The organism is Spirosoma lituiforme (assembly GCF_054776635.1).
Genome location: NZ_BAAHBO010000002.1, coordinates 362800 through 381183 on the forward strand (window position 1 = coordinate 362800; position 18384 = coordinate 381183).

Genomic DNA, 18384 nt, shown 5'->3' on the forward strand with positions numbered 1-18384 from the left:
CCAACATCTGAATCCGTTTGCAGCACTATCAATCTTGCTATTATGACTATCTCCCTGTGTCACGTAACCCCTGAAACTAATATAAAGGCCATTCTGCGCCAAGGCTTGCGATGCGACCATCAAGGGTATATTTATTTCTTCGTGGACACTACTCTGACGCACCGCTCAGGTGTATCCATCTCAACGAGGGAGGCTGTAGCGGCTCACATGAGGAAAACCGTTGAGAATCCTTACTGTGTATTTCAGCTTGACCTGGAGGCTTTAAAAAGCCCATTGAAAAGTTGTGACGATTCATCCTTCGGTGGCCAGTATCACGTTCGGGTGAAGCAGGCTCACATTGCTCCTGAGTACTTAACCATTGTGGGTAAGGGTATGGTTGATAAGCTATTCACTCGACACATACGAACCTTATTTATGGCTGATGAGGTAGGGGTTAACTTCACTGGCCAAAGTTTAGAGGAGATTTACCAAGTCGGGCTTGATAAGAAGATAGCCGAAATCATTGAGACCTGCCTAAATGAACCTGAGAAGCGGGCATACTATGAGCAATGTGCTGAAGACTGGGGTTGTACCTGGCCGGATGCTATTGCTCAGCTTTATCGGTGGCGACCAGAGACACCATGGTTTCACCTTCATCGCGCTCCGTTGAGGTGGTTCTACTATCCTAAGCTAAATGAGATAGTGTAACCTCAACAAGAAAAGTATAAGTCTTGATTGCTTGTCTACATTTTACGCAACTTTTCGTTTTATTTGTGGTGTTGTATATACGATTGTATATACATTTTCATCATACTCCTATCGGCCCGGATTATGAATAAGCTCGCAAACCCTCCCAAAACCTTAAATCAAAAAAGGTTGGAAGAGAAAAACAAGGTACTTCAATACCTGAAAACCGGGAATGACTCCGAAGAAATCAAAGGCATCAAATTTGCCTCACTTATCCCCTTATCCGCTTGTTCTAAGGGAAACGAGTAAGGGTATTGTTTACTCCTTTACCACGGAAGGTGGCGTCTCTTATCAATTAATCTTCATGTCCGATGCGGATTATTTAGCCGATTACCCGTTTGCGGAATCGGTTTTTTCGTTTGCTATCGAGTCGAAAAATGGACGTGTAGGCGAGAGAGATAACAGGATTAGGTTGACTATAGATTACGCCTTGACAGTAGCGTTTCAAGAGAATCCAAACTTGGTGATTACTTATATATGTAGCGCCGCTGATGGACAGGAGAGGCACAGGCGTATTTTATTTGGCTGGTGGTTTAATATGCATGGGCCTGGATTTGCCCGGGTCCAGCACACAGATAACGAGGGTATATATTCAGCTGCCATCTACAGGAATGACAATCCCTATCGAGACCTTATTGAGAGTAGTTTCAATGGTATCTATTTCGGCAAATAATTGAAGCAAACAGAAAAACCCGCAACACTCTATTCAAACGAGCTTTTTCGAGTGTAAAGGTAAAAGCTGGGTCCCCTTGCAGAATCGTATCGCACGGAGACCCAGTGTGAATACATTTTTACTTTATTTGCTACCTGAGAGTACTTGCCTGCGTAAAATCTATAAGTCTGTGTGAGGTTGACTATTTAATGAGCATGGATGGATTATTGAACAGCTTTAAAATAATGCTTCATCAACTCACCCAAGTGACTTTGATGATTCATGCTGCGGAAAAAATAAAAGAACAACAAATACTGTTCAGGCAATTAATTCAACTGGATGGCCATGCCTCCCGCTTTCACTCTGACCTTACAGTTGGTGCAACTCTTTATAACCACAGTTTATTACTATGCAGCTCAATTCTTGATGAGTTCAATACAGAGTTTACATCAAATAAACACCCTGAGTTTGCCACCCGAATCTTAAACTTCAGACGGCAAGTTAAACCCATTACTAAGCGAATTGATAAGTGGAAAGATTTCAAAACGTATCGTAATCAAATTCTTGCCCATAATCTAAGAATAAATGGTAAGCCCATATTTTCCCATCAAGACAAGAGCCTTAGCTATAATATTCCTTTCACTAACAATGAAATAAAGCTTCTCTCTGAGTTATTGGCTTTGATTACAATGAATATTGGGGTTGAGTTTCCTGAACTAACTGAGCGTCTCAACTGGAAAGAGCAGATCAACGACAAGATGGTGCTTGACCTCACCGATATTGACTTTGCTTCAGAGTATAAGGTAATAGGTGAAGAAATAAGAAAGTTAGGATTAACCATGACTCAACGACCAGATTGATTACAAACCGATATCATGATGCTAATCCCGTACTAATATGTCGAGGAGGAGGAGGCTGCATATACAATAATTAGTTTATTTATGCAGCCTCACTCCGCGCATGCCTCTTGACACGGTATGACTACTATCTTATGTGAGAACAGCCTAGCTACTGCCGGTTGTCTATTATTTGTGTCCTAACCGGTTCTGCATTTGCTGCTTTTTGCTCAGTCTTTTTGGGGCTAAATAAAATTAAGCAAATACCTGTGAAGCTTAGCAAAATGGCAATTGAATACCAATGAAACCAAGGTCTGAATTTCGTATCTGAATTTATTGATTTTCCCGGTATAAAGGCTCCCTGCTGATTAAGCCCTAATGCTTCATTGCAATTTTTAAGCGTGGCAACGACTTCTTTCCTTCTTTTATAGTTGTTTCTCAATAAGATAAAGCAAATTGACGCGAGACTAAGATTAACGGATATGAGACCAAATCTGACATAATTATTGTATAGATCTTGTTGTACCAGAAAACTTCCAAAAGCAAGTTGAACTGTTAAGAAGCCACTAAAGAGCTGGAGGTCAACTTGAGCCATTAATTGTAAAAGCTTTGATTGATCTTCATGTCTATACCTAACGACTTCAAATTCGTGCCCTACAAAGGGCAATCTTGTTTCGGATTCCATTTATAATGATAATGAGTTGTTAAATTTTTTCTAACCTACTCGTTTACAGAGTAAAACAAAACCTAAAAATTTACACATCTGAATAATTAACCGAAAATCTTGAGATTTTAGCTTTTTACTATTGTCGCAATAACTGCATCGAGATGTCAATTACATACGGGAAAAATACCCCTTTTAACAAAGTGGATATAGCTTCACTCACTACGCATATGGAATTGAATAGTCATTTCTATGAAGCACGTAAATTGCTACCGTTTAATAACACCCGGCAAATAGCAAACTAACCTTTCCATATATAGAAGCTCGAAGTACTATATTTACACCAGATTTAGAACAGATATGACAGACCTCAAAGTTGAAACAGGTAATTTAATTAGGCAGGCTCGTATTGAGAAGGGTCTAACCCAAAAGGAGTTGGGTGAGAAGATAGGGGTTGGCGAACCGACCGTAAATAAGTATGAAGGTGGGAAACAAAATTTGACTGTCGAAACACTCAAAAGAATAGCGGATGCCTTAGGTATGCAGATTAGAATAACTTTCCATAAGTAGAATATTTTTTTAATAGCACACTTGCTATTTATGGCAAGTTAGCTATCTTTGTTATGTCAATGACGAACAGAAAAGGCGATATAGTGCCGAGGAGGTTGCCCGCTGGACCGTACGAACCGAGTTGACAAAGAAAAGCCCCAGTGCTGAGCTTTCGACGGAGCAGCAGAGGGGCAAGTGTAACATCTAACCATGAAGTCAAAATGAACACGGAGCAAAACTACGTGGGGAAAGGGGATTCTACAACCTTCAATGAGCCAACGGCTACCCCAAATCCACCAATGGCCAATACACAGGCCCAAACCACTCCTGCGGCTGACAATCGGCCATCGCATTCAATACCCTTCGACCCTGCTTACATCAATGTGCCAATCTACCTGCACGTTGAGGGTAAAGAGGATGGTCGTGTCGAGGTCTCTCAACTTGATGTTCTGCTGTCAGCTCTCACCGTTTACGAAAAAACGGTTCGTCAGTGGACAGGAGACACGGAACTCACCCTTGACCTCATTGATGAGCTGAGAGACACGATCCTTGACCGCATGTACAGCCGCCTTTCTGAATCAGCATCTATCCTCCACAACATTAAACACGATCAACCATAATGAACACACCAGATCAACAACCAAACAAGCCAGTAGTGGCCTCATCGGCTACAGTGAACCCTCACGTATACAAAGCACAAAGCGAACTACTGAAGATCGTGGATTCATTCGTTGAGGATGACTATGCCTCCTATCCGGTGGAGGCTATTAATACCTTGCTCTATCACTGGCTGACGACCTCAACCAAGAAGCGCAGTAAGAAGCAACTTAAAGAGGTACTGACAGTGGTAAACTTCATTGTGAAGGTTTTCGACCAATGTAAGCAAATTGAAGATGTCAAGCGGCTCATGACTCAGGTGCACAAGGATGGCCCGGCCGGAGTAAGTACGGCTCCATGAGCGAGGAGGCTTTACGTTAAGGACCTGCTGAACCATTGGATTATGATAAAAAGCGCAAGTAGTAGCCGTGACCTTTAAGAGACAAAACAAGTTGTACACAATACTTGCTGGCTCTACGTAAACGGCTTAGCACTAGCCTAAATCTTGGTCTCATGGTCAAGAAGGCATTAATTGAAATACGTCACTCGCAGCTAGATTGAGTCGAAGAGTGCAAAAAGACTATTTAAGCCGTGATGTTTGGTAGAGACAAAAAATTCTAGAAGTAGTTACATATCAATGCCTGCCTTCTAATTAGTTGGCAGGCATTATCGTTTCTGCTATTACTCAAACATTACTCAATATGCCGCTTAAACAATCTCTCTCCCATTTAGAAAGGGGTATCATCAAGCCCTACAAACTTCCCAAACTGTATGATTGTGGCAATAGCCTGACGGACAAGAACGGTAAACCCACTCGTTGGTTCGTGTATTACTCCTACCTCGATCCTGAGACCAGAAAATTCAAGCGATTTAGAGAGGTTGGTAAGTTGAACCAGATCAAAATAAAGGCCGATCGCCATAAATACGCGGATCTATTAATCAAGCAGTTTACCGGGTTACTTAAGAAAGGGTACAATCCATTCTTGCCACCAGAGGAGCAGGTATTCGGTGAAGTTTCTACACTGGGACAAGCAATAGAGGCTTACATGCGATTTAAGAGAACCAACCTGCGAAAGAAAACTATGAAAGGGTATAAATCTGGTCTCAGCATTCTACTGAAGTGGGCAAAACGGAGAGGTTTATGGAGTGTACCCTTAAATGAGTTTACAACTGTTGATCTGGAGCCGTACTTCCTCTACGGGTTGACGGACCGAAAGTGGGCTGCCACAACTCATAATTCGGAGCTAAGTACCGTCCGTGCATTCTTTACCCACTGGCAAAAGCGAGGGATTATCCGCGTAAACCCAGCCAACAATATTCAACGTCTTCGCGAGGAGATTCGTCGTCACACAGCCTACAGTGATGTACACATTGAATCAATAACAAGCCACCTGAAAAGGCTTGACACACCAAAGGCTTGGCAGTTGTATCAGTTCATCCGTTGGCTCTATTACACCTGCATTCGTCCAAAAGAATTACTAGCCCTCAAAGTAGGTGACATTCGCTGGCAGACTAACACTATTCTTGTGCCTGCCCATGTGTCCAAGAATGGCCGAGCTGAACCGGTTGATATTTCACCAGGTTTGGAAGAAGTTATTGTAAGTATGAGTCTAGCTGACCTTCCTGCTGATTGGTACATTTTTGGCAACCAAGGTAAGGGCGTACCGGGGGACTATTGCGATGCCAGGCCCGGCCCTAAGCCAGTAGGCGTGAATTTTTTCTCTGAAACGTATCGTGAGTTGTTAGATAAACTTGGGATCGATAAAGAGTATACCTTGTACGCCTGGAAGCATACTCGCAATGTCCACCTGTACATGAAAGATAAAGATTTGCTGAGGCTCATGCGGCATAATCGCCATAGTGATCCAAAGGTTACCATGCGCTACCTACGCTCGTTGGGCATTTTGATGGACACTCGACTTGATGACGAGCGAAGGATATAGCTGCAGATAACACCAGCTTCACCGATGACCATACGCATGCCAATGAATTGCAGAGCAGTAAATCCATTGAACAGAAACGGGCCAACGGACGCGCTTGTGGTAGTGAAATAAAAGGAGCCTGACGGCATTATGCCCGAGCTTCTTTTGTTGTGCTTTTAACTTCATAAGAATTGTTGCTCAATGTACGCTGTAACGGCTCTACGGCATCAATTCAATACTGGCTTTGACGCGTTCTTTTAATTTGTCCAGCGCTTCGATGTTACCCTGAGAAAACTCCGCTAAACTATTCTGAGCATACAAATTAATTAAATTCCAGGCTTGCGTATAGGGTGAGGGGTCATTGGATAACTTAATCATGGTCCATAGCTTGGCTCTAAAGGCCTCAAAAGCCGCAGATACATCATCCGTAGGCTCAAGACAAGAAAAGGCTTCACTGGCCAGCATAAGCGATGCCATGGGCGATTCAAATGGGCTTCCACGCATACACGGCATGTAACTTAGTTGCTACTCGATGAACTTGAAGTACTACTGCTCTTTTGGCTGGCCTTCATTTCCCGACTATTATCGATCATCTCTTTCGATTTACTCACTTCATGTGTTTTGACATTTGCGTCTCGCTGCCAGCCGTTGATGCACTTTGATGAATGTAATCATTGGTGAACATACTTGCGAAACTACTATACACGGTCAGTTCTGCGTATTCATTACCCGAGTAGTAGCAACACTAGCGTTGCCGTCGCATGTATGATAGTTTAGTGTACTTATAATTATAATTGTTAATATTAAGTTTTCGTTACGCAAGAATGTATATTTAAAAACCATACATTTAGCTTAACAATACCCATTTATCAATCTGCCGTTTACGTAGAATCAAAAACTTGCTTTATCTATTCGGCATCAAAGTCAGCAATCATCAAAGTTGCTTGCCTATCCATTAACGTAGTCCAATGTCCCACCTCGGTATCGCCTTCTCATTTGACTTATCCATTTTAAAATCATTCGCATGAACCACTCTATACGTTGGCCAAGATTATCTTTACACTGGGGGCTGATCTTTCTTATTAGCATTTTGTTAGTGCCCTTAATCCATTGCCAGGCTCAAATTATCAGTACCGTTGCTGGAACGGGTACTCAGGGCTACAGTGGCGATGGGGTACCTGCCACCACTGCGAAAATAAATGTTACTGAACATATAATTCTGGATGCATCAGGTAATATCTATATCGCTGATAGTGGCAACAACCGCATACGCAAGGTAAATAGTACTAATGGTATCATCACCACTATTGTTGGGACAGCCACTCAGGGATACAGTGGCGATGGCGGACTTGCCACCGCTGCGAACCTAAACCGACCTAATGGGTTAGCTATAGATGCTGCAGGTAACCTCTACATCGCCGATCAGGATAATCACGTCATCCGCAAGGTAAGTAGTGCTGGTATAATTAGTACCGTCGCCGGAACGGGCACTCAGGGATACAGTGGCGATGGGGGGCGAGCTACGGCCGCTCAATTAAAAAGTCCCCAGTGGGTGGCCTTGGATAGGTCAGGTAATCTTTACATTACTGACACTGGAAATAATGTCATCCGTAAGGTAAGCACCAATGGTCTCATCACTACCGTCGCTGGAACAGGCAACCGGGATTATATTGGTGATGGCGGGCCAGCTACCGCTGCAAACATAGACCACCCCGCCGGGATAGCCATAGATAGATTAGGCAATCTGTACATCGCCGATCCGGGTAACTCCCGCATCCGAAAAGTAAGCCTCAATGGTACCATCACCACCGTTGCCGGTAATGGCTTAAGTGCGTATGATGCCAATTCATTAAATAACCCCCTTGGGATAGCCCTAGATACCTTAGGTAATCTGTACATCGCCGATGCGGGTAACTACTGTATCCGAAAAGTAAGCCTCAACGGCACCATCACTACCGTTGCTGGTACTGGCTCGGAGTGCAATTATCACACAGGGTGCTATATTGGTGATGGGGGTCTCGCCACTTTAGCTCAACTGAACGCGCCCAGTGGGGTGGCCATAGATAGATTAGGCAATATCTATATCGCCGATTTATTCAACTACCGCATCCGTAAGGTGACATTTGCTTTGACCACCACCGCTCCGGTCGCCACAACCAACACAAACCAAACGGCTATGGTAGGAACGCCGTTTTCCTATACCGTCAACGCCTTCACCGATGCTGAAACGCCGAACTACCTGACCTACACCGCCCGTATCAACCCAACCAACGGACTAAGTTTTAACGCGAAAACGCGAGTCATCTCGGGTACGCTGTTGACCAGTGGGGTGAGTAGCGTGACCGTGACGGCCACCGATCCGGGTAGTCTATCGGCCAGCACCACCTTCAGCATCACTTCGACTACTGCCTGCCTTGGTACGCTGAGCCCCGACTATGCAGTCCTAGCGCAGCTTTTCGAGGCCACGGGGGGAGCCAACTGGACCCGAAAGAGCAAATGGCTAAATGGCTGTAGTCCCTGTAGTTGGGCTGGAGTTACTTGTAATAGTAGTGGCCAGGTCACGGCTATAAACTTATCTGGTAATCAGTTGAGCGGTAGCATTCCGGCCAGTTTGAGTGCGCTCACCAATCTGACAGGCCTCTACCTATACGATAACCAGTTGAGCGGTAGCATTCCGGCCAGTTTGAGTGCACTCACTAACCTGCAATCACTCTACCTGGCTAATAATCAGTTGAGCGGTACGATTCCGGCGAGTCTGAGTGCACTCACTAACCTGACTGGTCTCGATCTGAGCAACAATCAGTTGAGTGGATCCATCCCGGCAGGTTTGGATGCGCTGACTAAACTGCAATTTCTCCTGCTTAATAAAAACCAATTAACGGGTTGTTGGCCCGCCAGTTTATCAGCCCTGTGTGGGGGAGGCCGAGTCATTGATTTCTCGACCAACGCTGGCCTACCCGGTGGTGGAGACTTTGCCCAGTTTTGCGCTAACGGGACTGGTCGTTGTGCTGCTGCCAACACCGCACCAATAGCTACCACCAATATCAACCAAACCGCTGGAGTGGGGAGCCCATTTTCTTACACAGTCAATGCCTTCACCGACACTGAAACGCCGTCTAGCCTGACCTATTCAGCCGTTATTAGCCCCGCTAATGGGCTAAGCTTCAATTCCAGCACGCGCATCATCTCAGGTGCGCCCACGACCACTGGGGGCAGCATCATAACTATTACCGCTGTTGATGCCGGTGGGCTCTCCGCTACTACAAGTTTTACGCTGGTGGTTAAAGGAGTTGATCTGGCACCTACCCTAAGTTTACCCATGGCTAATTTCACGGCCTCAGGTAGTAATGCCACCCGAAACTTTACCATGCTGGTCGAGGAAACAAATGGAATATCCACTGCTGGCAGAGTCGTTATTACACTTACCGCGCCACTTGGCTACAGTCTAACCTTTGATAATTCACTGACGTCTATCACAGTGTCAGGAACGACAAACCCAGTAAGTGTAACTAATCAGGACTGGTCGGTGAGTGCCACTAGTTCATCGCAGATGACATTGAAACTCAACCAAGGTAAGCAGGTCAGCGCCAATAGTCGGTCCGCGATTGGGTTTAGCCTGACACGGACGGGAGCGAGTGTGGGCACGGCCAATATCACAGTAAATATAAACGATGATGCAAGTCACAGCTATGATAGTAACCCGGCTAACAATGTGTATGCTCGCAATATCAACGCTCTGCAATGAATCGATTTGGTCAGGGTAAGCTCAGTATAGCTGCACAGAGGTACAACCCTGAGCGGCCGATGAAGTCATCATACTTGTCACTTCGATACACCACTGAGTGGAACGATATTATAACTGCTAATTGATTGCTTCAGGTAATAATCTAATTGAGCATACACTTTCGGTCATCAATATACCTGAAACCTGCATTGTTACGCTGATCGTAAAGACTTAACTAGGCTCATGCGGCACAATCGCCATGGTGACCCAAAAGTTACCATGCGCTACCCGCGGAGCTTGGGTCTGTTATAAGATACCCGGCATGATGACAAACGCACACCCTCATAGTGATGGCTATTATTAGATGGCGGTACAGCTGGCCGCTTTCATTCAGGCTGTGCGATAATGCGCCTTTGCTAAAAGTGCAGCCAGAGATGTGCGAAATCTTTTTGAAAAGAGAACTTCAATTTGCTTGTGCACGACAAAAGACAAAGCTGTTACCGTCCCAAAGGCAATGGTAATGCGTGAAGCATTATTTGTGATGCCAACAAGTTGAAGTCTATCCATTAGAATGATTCCAAGGTGAGTATGCAGCAGATAAAATGGATAAGATATTTGCCCGAACCAGAGAAAGATTTTTAGATACTTTGAGTAAGCAAGCCTTTTTGTTGAGATCAGAAGGAAAACAGTAAACATCAATGTGACATATAGAAAGTTAGGCATTGTGTTTTGGCCGAAATTGTATTGTGAACAACAGGCAATGACATAGGAAATAAGGACCCCTATCCCGTCCAAAAGCTCTATTTTACCTTTGATGTAAATGTTGTAATAGTAAATACCTGCAACAAAAAAGGGGAAAAATCGGGAATAATAATTTATCGAAGTGGGCTTGTTTGACATTAACATGCCGGCAATTGTCACCAGAAGCAGAAAGGAACACCATTGGTGGTATTGCTTTAATTTCCCAAAAACCAATACAAGAAAGATGAATCCATAGAAAAGCAACTCAACAGCTAGTGTCCAGTAAACCACATCGATAGCAGGCACCTTAAGGAATTTTTGAAGCATAGTTAAATTCACCAAGACCTGAGTTATTGTGATCGGCTTGAAGTTATGAGGAAGGCTGGTATTGCCAACTAACATATAGGCTGAAATAGTCAGTAAAATACAGGCCCAATAGGCCGGGTAAAGGCGAGAAATACGCGCTATGACAAAATCGAGCGGGTCATTAACCCTAGTTGCTGTTAAAAAAATAACAAATCCGCTAATTATAAAAAACAGCTGAACTCCTAGTCTACCCTCTTGAAAAGCATCAATTTCAAAGTGTCTAAAAAGGTAATGATAGGAACACACCGCCAGGGCAGAAATACCCCTTAGCACATCAATTTCTTTTATTCTATTCATTTACTTGGTTTGAAAAAGAAAGGGGTAAGGTTAGATAATTTCGATGAGAAGGGGGTACCCTTGACCAAGGGCGTTGCCGATCATATACTTAAAAAGTCAGGAGCAAGTAAGCAATGAATACAGCCGAAAAAGGAAAAATAGGCATCTGATTATTAGCACGGAGCAGTAAGATAGCCAGAGTTATTGTACTGCTGTAATAACGTTTCTGTATGCTGGTATAGCTCGTTTAGTTGGTGCTGTACACTATCTATCTGCTCATAACCATTCCACCTGGATTCATGGAAACGCACCTTAATTATTCCATCGGGCTGCAATGCCGCATCAAAAAAGATTATATCAGCATTGATCTTTTCCGCTAAGCGAAAGATATTAGGTGAATAAACCTCCCCTAAGGTTTTATCGACCAGAGCAACAACGGACCCCCCTTCCTTTAAAACAGTTTTAGCTTTTTGCAATACATGTGATCCAGTACGTACAGCAGGAACCTTCTCGGTAATCCCCCAAATTGAAATGCAATTAATGAGAGTGGGATCGGCTGCCAAGGCTATTGTTGGCATAAAGTTATGTTCAATCAAATGGCGTGCAGCCACTTTAGACAGTGGAATATGTGTAGAACAAAGTACTACGCCATTAGGCCTTGGCTTGCGAAATAGCTCTATTCCTTGAGCAAAAGTCGGAATGGGGAAAGGTTTCCCACCCTGAGTCATCACCGATAAAAAATGATTCAACTTAAAGGCATGATCAATAGCAACTGTATCTTTATATTTTTTGGGTTTCCGCATAAACGTTAGCATACCAGTTCCTTTAGCTAGTATGCCAGATACCACGTAAGCAATTCTATACCATTTACTTTGAGGAAATATTCGGGTAATTGTTATAGCTGAGAACCTTGAAATAGATTGCAGTTTGTTCATTTTAATAAATATTATTAAACTATAATGTATAAAAATATGATAAGTGTAAACTAATTCATAAGTTATTTTATTAAATGGACGCCTAATTTGACGCAATACCATTTAGGTGAACACGAAATAGGCCGGTCAATAGACCAGCCTACACTCCATTTTATTGACGATTTCACCCAATGCCCTCTTGACTTGGATGGCGAACACACCCAGTACTCTTCCCCGAAATCTCATCGGCTATTAGCTGGCCCCTAAAGTGTAAGGATTGCAGGAGAATCTCCTCAATGGACAAAAATAGCCACTGATTGACTGGGCTATTTTGTCTTTAAATACTAATTCTACCTATCTCAGTTTCAATTATTGGCTCTATACTGTCTGATACGTTCGACAACAAGTCATATACCATTCGATTCTCTACCTCATCAACGCTTACCCATTAGGCTGCCCATCTGCTACTTTCTTCACCAACTCACTCGATACAATAGCTATCGACCCACTGTCTGCTTTAACCTTTATCTTGCCACTATCTGTCCAGGCAACTACCGTGCCCTTATAATGCCCCCGTTCATAGCCATTGATTTGGTGAGTAACCCGCACCCGATCACCTGGAGAAATGACCATTTTCATATCCAATTCATGTTTGCACAAAATCAATTCAATATACTATAGTTGCAACATATATAACAAATGTATTATATAGCGGTTTGTTGACTTTAAACGCTGCTATATGATTGATTGGATCGACTACATACCTCCCGAAAACATCTACCTGACTGACCCCACCCGGCGTAAAGAATTGCCCTTTTTCGATGCCGCCGTGCAGGCAGGCTTCCCTAATCCGGCTGATAACTATATCCGTCAGCGGCTGAACCTGCAAGACCTGTGCGTACTGCACCCTGACAATACCTACTTTGTTAAAGCCACCGGAGAGAGTATGCTGGGTGATTACATTTTTCCAGGTTCCATTCTGGTGGTTGACTCCACCAGGCCGATCGAAACGGGTATGGTCATTGTCATCTGGGTCAATGAGGGCTGGTGCGTGAAACGCTACATCGATAAGAGCCCGATGATCATGCTGGAGTCGAGCAATGAGCACTATGCACCCATGTATCTGCACCCGGATCGGGATAAGGTAGCTGTTCTCGGTGAAGTCACCTACATCATCTCAAAACCACCCCGGTATGCCCGCTATCGCTGATAGTGATTGTAGCCGGGTTGGTCATCAGGGTAAACACCACCATTATGTACGCACTCATTGACGCCAATAGTTTTTACGCCAGCTGCCATCAGATATTCAGGCCCGAGCTGGAAGGTAAGCCTGTGATTGTGCTGTCTAACCGGGATGGCAATGTGGTGGCTCGAAGTGCTGAGGCTAAAGCGTTAGGCATCAAGATGGGGCAACTGTTTTTTGAGACAAGAGAGCTTGTTGACGAGCATGGGGTAGTTGTCTTCTCCTCCAACTATGAACTTTATGGTGACATCTCGGCTAGGTTAATGAGCCTGCTCACGCAGTTTGCGCCCGATGTGGAGGTGTATTCCATCGATGAAGCATTTCTACAGCTGGAGGAATACACGAGCGTGTACCCATCTTATCGAGGCTTGGGCCAGACCATTCGGGAATCTGTAAAACAATGGCTGCGGCTCCCGGTGGGCGTGGGCATTGGACCCACCAAAACGCTGGCCAAGGTAGCCAACCGGCTGGCCAAGACAAAGCCAGAACTTAATGGCGTTTGTGTGCTGGATACAAAGGAGGCGATTGACGAGGCACTGTGGGGCTTTCCGGTTGATGATCTGTGGGGTGTCGGTAGCCGCTCAGCCAGTAAGTTGAAGAAACAAGGCATCCGCACGGCGTATCAGCTTCGAGAGGTCAATGATGATTGGATCGGGCGAGTAATGACCGTCAACGGGCTGCGGCTGGTTCATGAGTTGCGTGGACTACCTTGTAAACTATTGGAGGTAAACCCTCCACCCCGCAAATCGATTTGTACGGAGCCGGGCTTTGGGAAAGTGATTCCTGACCTAGACAACATCACGGATGCCCTGACGGTCCATTTATCCCGCATCTGTGAGAAGCTGCGTAAACAGGAGTCGCTCTGTGGGGCGGTTACGGTATGGCTGCGCACCAACCCGCATCGCAGAACGCCCGGCAACTATATGCCCGCCAAACAGTACAGCAATAGTGTAACGGTACGGCTTCCTCATCCGACCAGTTCCACGCTGGAGATCATTAGGTATGCTGAATCGGGGTTGAAAGCCATCTTCAAGTTTGGCTACAACTACCAGCGGGTCGGTATTATGCTCACGGACCTGGTGCCGGCCGACTACCGGCAGGTAGGCGTATTCACCAAAGGACCGGACGAGCGGCTCATTAGACTCTCGACTGTTATAGACAAGGTCAATAAGCGGTATGGTCAGGATAAGCTTAGGATGGCCTCCCAGATGTATAACCCCGAGTGGCCGATGAAACCATCTTATTTATCACCCCGCTACACGACACGCTGGGAGGATATTCTTAAGATTGGTTAAGTGCTTTTATCTGTACCATCGATCTGATTTAGCCAGCATACACCTTTACCTGTTCAGAAATTATACTGTGTGATAGTCTGGAGTATTTGTTGTGCTACCAATTTTTTCGAACAAATAGAATTGTGTAGTCCACATTTTTCGTATTGCGCTCAGTGTCTTCTATCACAAAGCGACGGTTGGTGATCAGGTAGGGGTCATCATTCAGCATCAGTTCATCGCCTACCAACGGAGCCGGACTCATATTATTGATACGTGCATTAGTCTGTAATAAAGGCAATTTCCTTTTTGCTGAAGAAGGCCTGCACTAGCTTTGGATTGCTTTCTAGACGTTTGACTTGATTAAGAACCCCTACGGTTAGCTCTTCTAGGTTCGTAAAAACTTGGTTCTTTAAACAACGTTTCAACTGGCTCCAGACTAGCTCGACGGGGTTGAGTTGGGGGCTGTATGCCGGTAAACGTTCCAGATGAATCCGTCCTGGACGCTCTTTCAAAAAGGCTTTTACCACCTCACTGCGATGGATGGCTGCTCCATCCCAGATAATAAGCATGTTCCGTTTGCGATAACGACCACACAACTTGGTAAGAAACCACACGATGTCCTCACTAGTAAAGGACTGGTCTTGCCCCGCTACATAAATCTGGCCGTTAGGAGCAATGGCGGCAATCAAGCTCAAGTGAGTACGCCCCGCTTGCTCAATGAGTACTGGTGTGTGGCCACAAGGCGCCCAAGTATGGGCTAATAAGGGTAATAAATAACACGCCGACTCATCGACATATAAAATAACCCGACCTTCATCCTTGGCTTTTTTTGAGTTCGGGTAGGCGCTCTTCTCCCCATCGAGTCATAGCCTGAGGGTCCTGCTGGCGGGCTTTCCGCTGTGGCTTCTGTCGACTCCAGCCGACCTTTTTTAGAATACGACCTATTTGAGAAGGATCATAACTAACGCCAAAGAGCCTTTTCACCACCTCATTGACCCGGGGGCGTGTCCAGACGGCCCCACTAAAACCATGATGTTCAGCACCTTTATGGAGTTCACTTACTAGTTGGTTGAGCTGTTCGACCGATAAACGGGTTGGTGCTCCTGTTCGTTTACCTTCCTGTAAGGCTGTCACTCCTTGCTGGCGGTATTTCTTTAAGGTTCGGCTTACCCAGGGTTGGGTTAAGCCAAACGCCTGAGCAATTGCTAACTGCTGCCAACCGGCCTGACTAAGTTCAACGCAGCGTCGTCTTAGCGCTTCGTAATCGGATTGCTTGTAGGTCGCCATACTAGAAAAAGCATCCCACATGACAGACTTACTCACACGTCAATAAGTTGGAATAAGTCTTCATCCGTCCCGGCCAGAAATACTTTAATCATAGTTATTTTTTAGAAAGTTAAATGACAAAAAGTTTTCAATATTCGTACAAGTGTAGCTTTTAATCATGAGCAGATTAGATACCGATTAATAGATTAATCAAAATACATACATAGTATTTACATTATAATTGCCGACTCGTTCACTTATGAACGAAATCTCTGCTCTCCACACAAACAATGAAAAGCAAATCTACTGCTGGCCTTTTGGCCTTCTTCCTCGGTGGTTTAGGTGTCCATCGCTTTTATCTCAGCCAAACCGGACTTGGCTTCCTCTACCTAGTCTTTTGCTGGACTTTCATACCAGCTATCGTGGCCTTGATTGATGCCATCATATTTTGGACAATGGATGAGCAAAAATTCAATAGCAAATACAATCAAGGCGCTTTGCAGTTCATGCAGACAAATATGCAAGGCACTTCTCTGTCCTCAGTCGAACAACTTGAAAAGCTAGCCATGCTACGTGAGAAAGGCATGCTGACAGAGGATGAGTATGACCAACAGAAGCGTCAAGTGTTGCGCTAATATCTATTCAATGTAGGCTTACGACAATTTTCAATGGCCACTATTGCCACTATTGGTTTTGCTTCAGGGCCAATAGCTCAATAGCGTTTGTGGTATCTCCTTTCAATATCTGACACTGTAACAATCCGTTCGACTCATTCAAGACATTATCTATATGAACGCCAAGTTTATAGTGCGATACTTCTTGTATTGCTTTCTATCGGCTGTCACAGCCTTTGGGCAAGGGACGGCTACGCGGACACACCATCGTAGAGAGGTTAGTAAGCGGCCAGTTGTTGCAACGGTTTTAGTCTGCGGAAGTCGAAGCGCCTATGCTTACCATAGCTACGAATGTCATGGCCTCAATAGATGCCGATCAGAAGTGAGCCGGGTGAGCTTAAACGAAGCAAGAAGCATGGGTTACATCCCATGTAAAATATGCTATTGAAGTCAACTTGGTTAAGCTCGGCAAGAAATAGACAGTAATAGAAAAATGGGTAAGTGTGATAAAATAAATCTGGAGGTTAAGAAGTCAAGTAGTGTGTATCAAGACTTGATACTATTACCAAAATTTGCTTCCGAAAACACTTTGAGGTTGGAGCCCGAAGATCGAGGCCGGGATAGTATCGGTGTAGGCACAGTTCCATTCGAACATATAAGTTCCGAAACTGGTTATTTTCGGTGCCGCCAGAACATGGTCCATCTGAGGAGCTATAGTTTTCAATTGTTCGTCAAGTCATTTACGGCTGATGCTATTTTTCGCTTCGAATCAACCGGTACACGTCATAACAATCCTAAAAATGCAACATTAAGTCTGCTGGAGCGGTCAGTGAAAACTCCACACTTTCAGCGTTTTAATGAAGATGGTGTGATATACGCATATAGAACAGAATATATTGAGGAGAACGAAGAAGAGATACTCAATGATGTAAATATGGGCCTGCGTGAGTACTGTGCGGAATGTTCATTGATGGTAAAATCAGGGCCACGGTTGTTGATATTGCAGCAACTGAACTTGTTTCGTTTTTTACCACCAGAAGATCCTCATAATAACGTTAAATTTGCCTGATGGTAAGCCTGAAAGAAATATATGATGCGGTTAAGGCCGACTTTTGTGGTTTACTCGACTACAAGCTGCACGGTAATACGTTAGAAATTCTGACGGGCATTCCTACCATAAATAATTCGATGGTATCGGTTTTTGTCAGTTGGGATGGTAGTAAATTTATTTCTTCAGATGGGGGATGGATAGATAGCGCAGTTTATGAGCAGGAAGAGGGACAGGATGAAGAAATGGTGAGCCGTATCACCCGACAATACATTGCCTATTATGACATAAAACTAACCACTAACAGTGGTGGGATCATTTACTACTACAAGACTTGTTCTGAGCTGAAATACTTGTCTGCCATTGTGCATGATGTAGGGCATTTTATTAGCATGTTCGTTACTGCAATGCATACTAAGTTCAGTGATCCAGTGGCTGACGTTGCTCATTCGACTCAATTTCAATCCAAAATCAATAAACAGCTAAAATCATTTTATGGGGCACGGCAAGTGTATCCCAATTATAGCATGCCTTTGAAGAATAATAGAAAGATTAAGCTTAGTGCCATGCTAAATGTGAGAACCAACCAAAATCTGGTTTACTATTGCATGATGTACATCACAGGCAATCGAAAGGATTTGTTTATAAAAGACGCAACTAAAGCATCCATCAACTTCAAAATATTGGGTGATGCAGCACTGCCCGAGCTTTATTACGAACGGATTGCCATAATCAACACCAAAGCACCCGGCTACGAAAAAATTTCGTCAGAAATGTATTTACAAGAGTTAGAGGAATTCACTGACCGCAAGCCTATTTATCTCGATAGTTACAACTTACTACCTGCCATATCAGAAGTCATTCAACTACCCTCTGGCACGATTGATGCTCAATAGATTGCCACAGTGTTCATTGCTGGTTTGCCGCTCAAGAAGATGCTGTAGATATACAGGAACAAATAAACATAAAGAA

General features: G+C 44.3%; 21 protein-coding genes. 14 read left to right on the top strand and 7 right to left on the bottom strand.

Going from position 1 to position 18384, the window contains the following annotated elements; all coding sequences use genetic code 11:
* Positions 1–42: 42 nt before the first annotated feature.
* The 3 genes from ACYU87_RS09920 to ACYU87_RS09930 all read left to right on the top strand — a co-directional run bounded on the left by ACYU87_RS09920 (position 43) and on the right by ACYU87_RS09930 (position 2238).
* Entirely contained in the window at positions 43–687 is a 645-nt protein-coding gene (locus ACYU87_RS09920) for a hypothetical protein (protein ID WP_461133910.1), read from the top strand.
* A 211-nt stretch (positions 688–898) separates the two neighbouring features.
* Complete coding sequence (locus tag ACYU87_RS09925; protein WP_461133911.1) at positions 899–1399, top strand: DUF6169 family protein; 501 nt, start codon at positions 899–901, stop codon at positions 1397–1399.
* Positions 1400–1623: 224 nt separating this feature from the next.
* Positions 1624–2238 (top strand): hypothetical protein, encoded by a 615-nt coding sequence (locus ACYU87_RS09930; protein WP_461133912.1) that lies wholly within the window; start codon positions 1624–1626, stop codon positions 2236–2238.
* A gap of 148 nt (positions 2239–2386) precedes the next feature.
* On the opposite strand, the gene ACYU87_RS09935 is transcribed toward ACYU87_RS09930, so the two are convergent.
* Entirely contained in the window at positions 2387–2899 is a 513-nt protein-coding gene (locus ACYU87_RS09935; protein ID WP_461133913.1) for a hypothetical protein, read from the bottom strand.
* A 339-nt stretch (positions 2900–3238) separates the two neighbouring features.
* On the opposite strand from ACYU87_RS09935, the gene ACYU87_RS09940 reads away from it, so the two are divergent.
* The 4 genes from ACYU87_RS09940 to ACYU87_RS09955 all read left to right on the top strand — a co-directional run bounded on the left by ACYU87_RS09940 (position 3239) and on the right by ACYU87_RS09955 (position 5967).
* A complete protein-coding gene (locus ACYU87_RS09940; protein WP_461133914.1) occupies positions 3239–3448 on the top strand; it encodes a helix-turn-helix domain-containing protein in 210 nt (69 codons plus the stop codon).
* Between the two features lie 200 nt (positions 3449–3648).
* Entirely contained in the window at positions 3649–4047 is a 399-nt protein-coding gene (locus ACYU87_RS09945) for a hypothetical protein (protein ID WP_461133915.1), read from the top strand.
* Entirely contained in the window at positions 4047–4385 is a 339-nt protein-coding gene (locus ACYU87_RS09950; RefSeq protein WP_461133916.1) for a hypothetical protein, read from the top strand. The genes ACYU87_RS09945 and ACYU87_RS09950 overlap by 1 nt, the downstream gene beginning before the upstream one ends.
* A gap of 340 nt (positions 4386–4725) precedes the next feature.
* Positions 4726–5967: a tyrosine-type recombinase/integrase gene (locus tag ACYU87_RS09955; RefSeq protein ID WP_461133917.1), complete on the top strand. Its 1242-nt coding sequence runs from the start codon at positions 4726–4728 to the stop codon at positions 5965–5967.
* Positions 5968–6165: 198 nt separating this feature from the next.
* Here ACYU87_RS09955 and ACYU87_RS09960 read toward each other — a convergent pair whose 3' ends face one another.
* Positions 6166–6423: a hypothetical protein gene (locus tag ACYU87_RS09960; RefSeq protein ID WP_461133918.1), complete on the bottom strand. Its 258-nt coding sequence runs from the start codon at positions 6421–6423 to the stop codon at positions 6166–6168.
* Between the two features lie 619 nt (positions 6424–7042).
* Here ACYU87_RS09960 and ACYU87_RS09965 point away from each other — a divergent pair.
* Both ACYU87_RS09965 and ACYU87_RS09970 read left to right on the top strand, forming a co-directional pair.
* The gene (locus ACYU87_RS09965; protein ID WP_461133919.1) at positions 7043–9691 is read left to right on the top strand and encodes an NHL domain-containing protein; all 2649 of its coding nucleotides are present in this window, start codon (positions 7043–7045) and stop codon (positions 9689–9691) included.
* On the top strand, positions 9688–9816 hold the full coding sequence (locus ACYU87_RS09970) for a DUF4113 domain-containing protein (RefSeq protein WP_461133920.1): 129 nt from the start codon (positions 9688–9690) through the stop codon (positions 9814–9816). Before ACYU87_RS09965 ends, ACYU87_RS09970 begins: the two co-directional genes overlap by 4 nt.
* A 244-nt stretch (positions 9817–10060) precedes the next feature.
* Here the strand turns inward: ACYU87_RS09970 and ACYU87_RS09975 are convergent, their stop codons facing one another.
* From ACYU87_RS09975 to ACYU87_RS09985, 3 genes are all read right to left on the bottom strand, one after another.
* Positions 10061–11074 (bottom strand): acyltransferase family protein, encoded by a 1014-nt coding sequence (locus ACYU87_RS09975; RefSeq protein ID WP_461133921.1) that lies wholly within the window; start codon positions 11072–11074, stop codon positions 10061–10063.
* A gap of 152 nt (positions 11075–11226) precedes the next feature.
* Positions 11227–11988 carry a hypothetical protein gene (locus ACYU87_RS09980; protein WP_461133922.1) on the bottom strand — a complete coding sequence of 254 codons (762 nt, stop codon included), beginning with the start codon at positions 11986–11988 and terminating at the stop codon, positions 11227–11229.
* Between the two features lie 420 nt (positions 11989–12408).
* Positions 12409–12606 (bottom strand): hypothetical protein, encoded by a 198-nt coding sequence (locus ACYU87_RS09985; protein WP_461133923.1) that lies wholly within the window; start codon positions 12604–12606, stop codon positions 12409–12411.
* 100 nt (positions 12607–12706) lie between these two features.
* On the opposite strand from ACYU87_RS09985, the gene ACYU87_RS09990 reads away from it, so the two are divergent.
* Both ACYU87_RS09990 and ACYU87_RS09995 read left to right on the top strand, forming a co-directional pair.
* Positions 12707–13177, top strand: coding sequence for a S24 family peptidase (locus tag ACYU87_RS09990; protein WP_461133924.1), 471 nt, complete (start codon positions 12707–12709; stop codon positions 13175–13177).
* 44 nt (positions 13178–13221) lie between these two features.
* A complete protein-coding gene (locus ACYU87_RS09995; protein ID WP_461133925.1) occupies positions 13222–14505 on the top strand; it encodes a Y-family DNA polymerase in 1284 nt (427 codons plus the stop codon).
* A 257-nt stretch (positions 14506–14762) separates the two neighbouring features.
* Here ACYU87_RS09995 and ACYU87_RS10000 read toward each other — a convergent pair whose 3' ends face one another.
* Together ACYU87_RS10000 and ACYU87_RS10005 are read right to left on the bottom strand one after the other, a co-directional pair.
* Positions 14763–15287, bottom strand: coding sequence for an IS630 family transposase (locus tag ACYU87_RS10000; protein WP_461134362.1), 525 nt, complete (start codon positions 15285–15287; stop codon positions 14763–14765).
* 10 nt (positions 15288–15297) lie between these two features.
* The gene (locus ACYU87_RS10005; RefSeq protein ID WP_461133926.1) at positions 15298–15807 is read right to left on the bottom strand and encodes a helix-turn-helix domain-containing protein; all 510 of its coding nucleotides are present in this window, start codon (positions 15805–15807) and stop codon (positions 15298–15300) included.
* Between the two features lie 233 nt (positions 15808–16040).
* Here ACYU87_RS10005 and ACYU87_RS10010 point away from each other — a divergent pair, with 233 nt between their 5' ends.
* The 3 genes from ACYU87_RS10010 to ACYU87_RS10020 all read left to right on the top strand — a co-directional run bounded on the left by ACYU87_RS10010 (position 16041) and on the right by ACYU87_RS10020 (position 18308).
* Positions 16041–16385, top strand: a complete 345-nt coding sequence (locus tag ACYU87_RS10010; protein WP_461133927.1) for an NINE protein — start codon at positions 16041–16043, stop codon at positions 16383–16385.
* A 472-nt stretch (positions 16386–16857) separates the two neighbouring features.
* Complete coding sequence (locus ACYU87_RS10015) at positions 16858–17433, top strand: hypothetical protein (protein ID WP_461133928.1); 576 nt, start codon at positions 16858–16860, stop codon at positions 17431–17433.
* Positions 17433–18308, top strand: a complete 876-nt coding sequence (locus ACYU87_RS10020) for a hypothetical protein (RefSeq protein WP_461133929.1) — start codon at positions 17433–17435, stop codon at positions 18306–18308. Before ACYU87_RS10015 ends, ACYU87_RS10020 begins: the two co-directional genes overlap by 1 nt.
* The last annotated feature ends 76 nt before the right edge of the window (positions 18309–18384 follow it).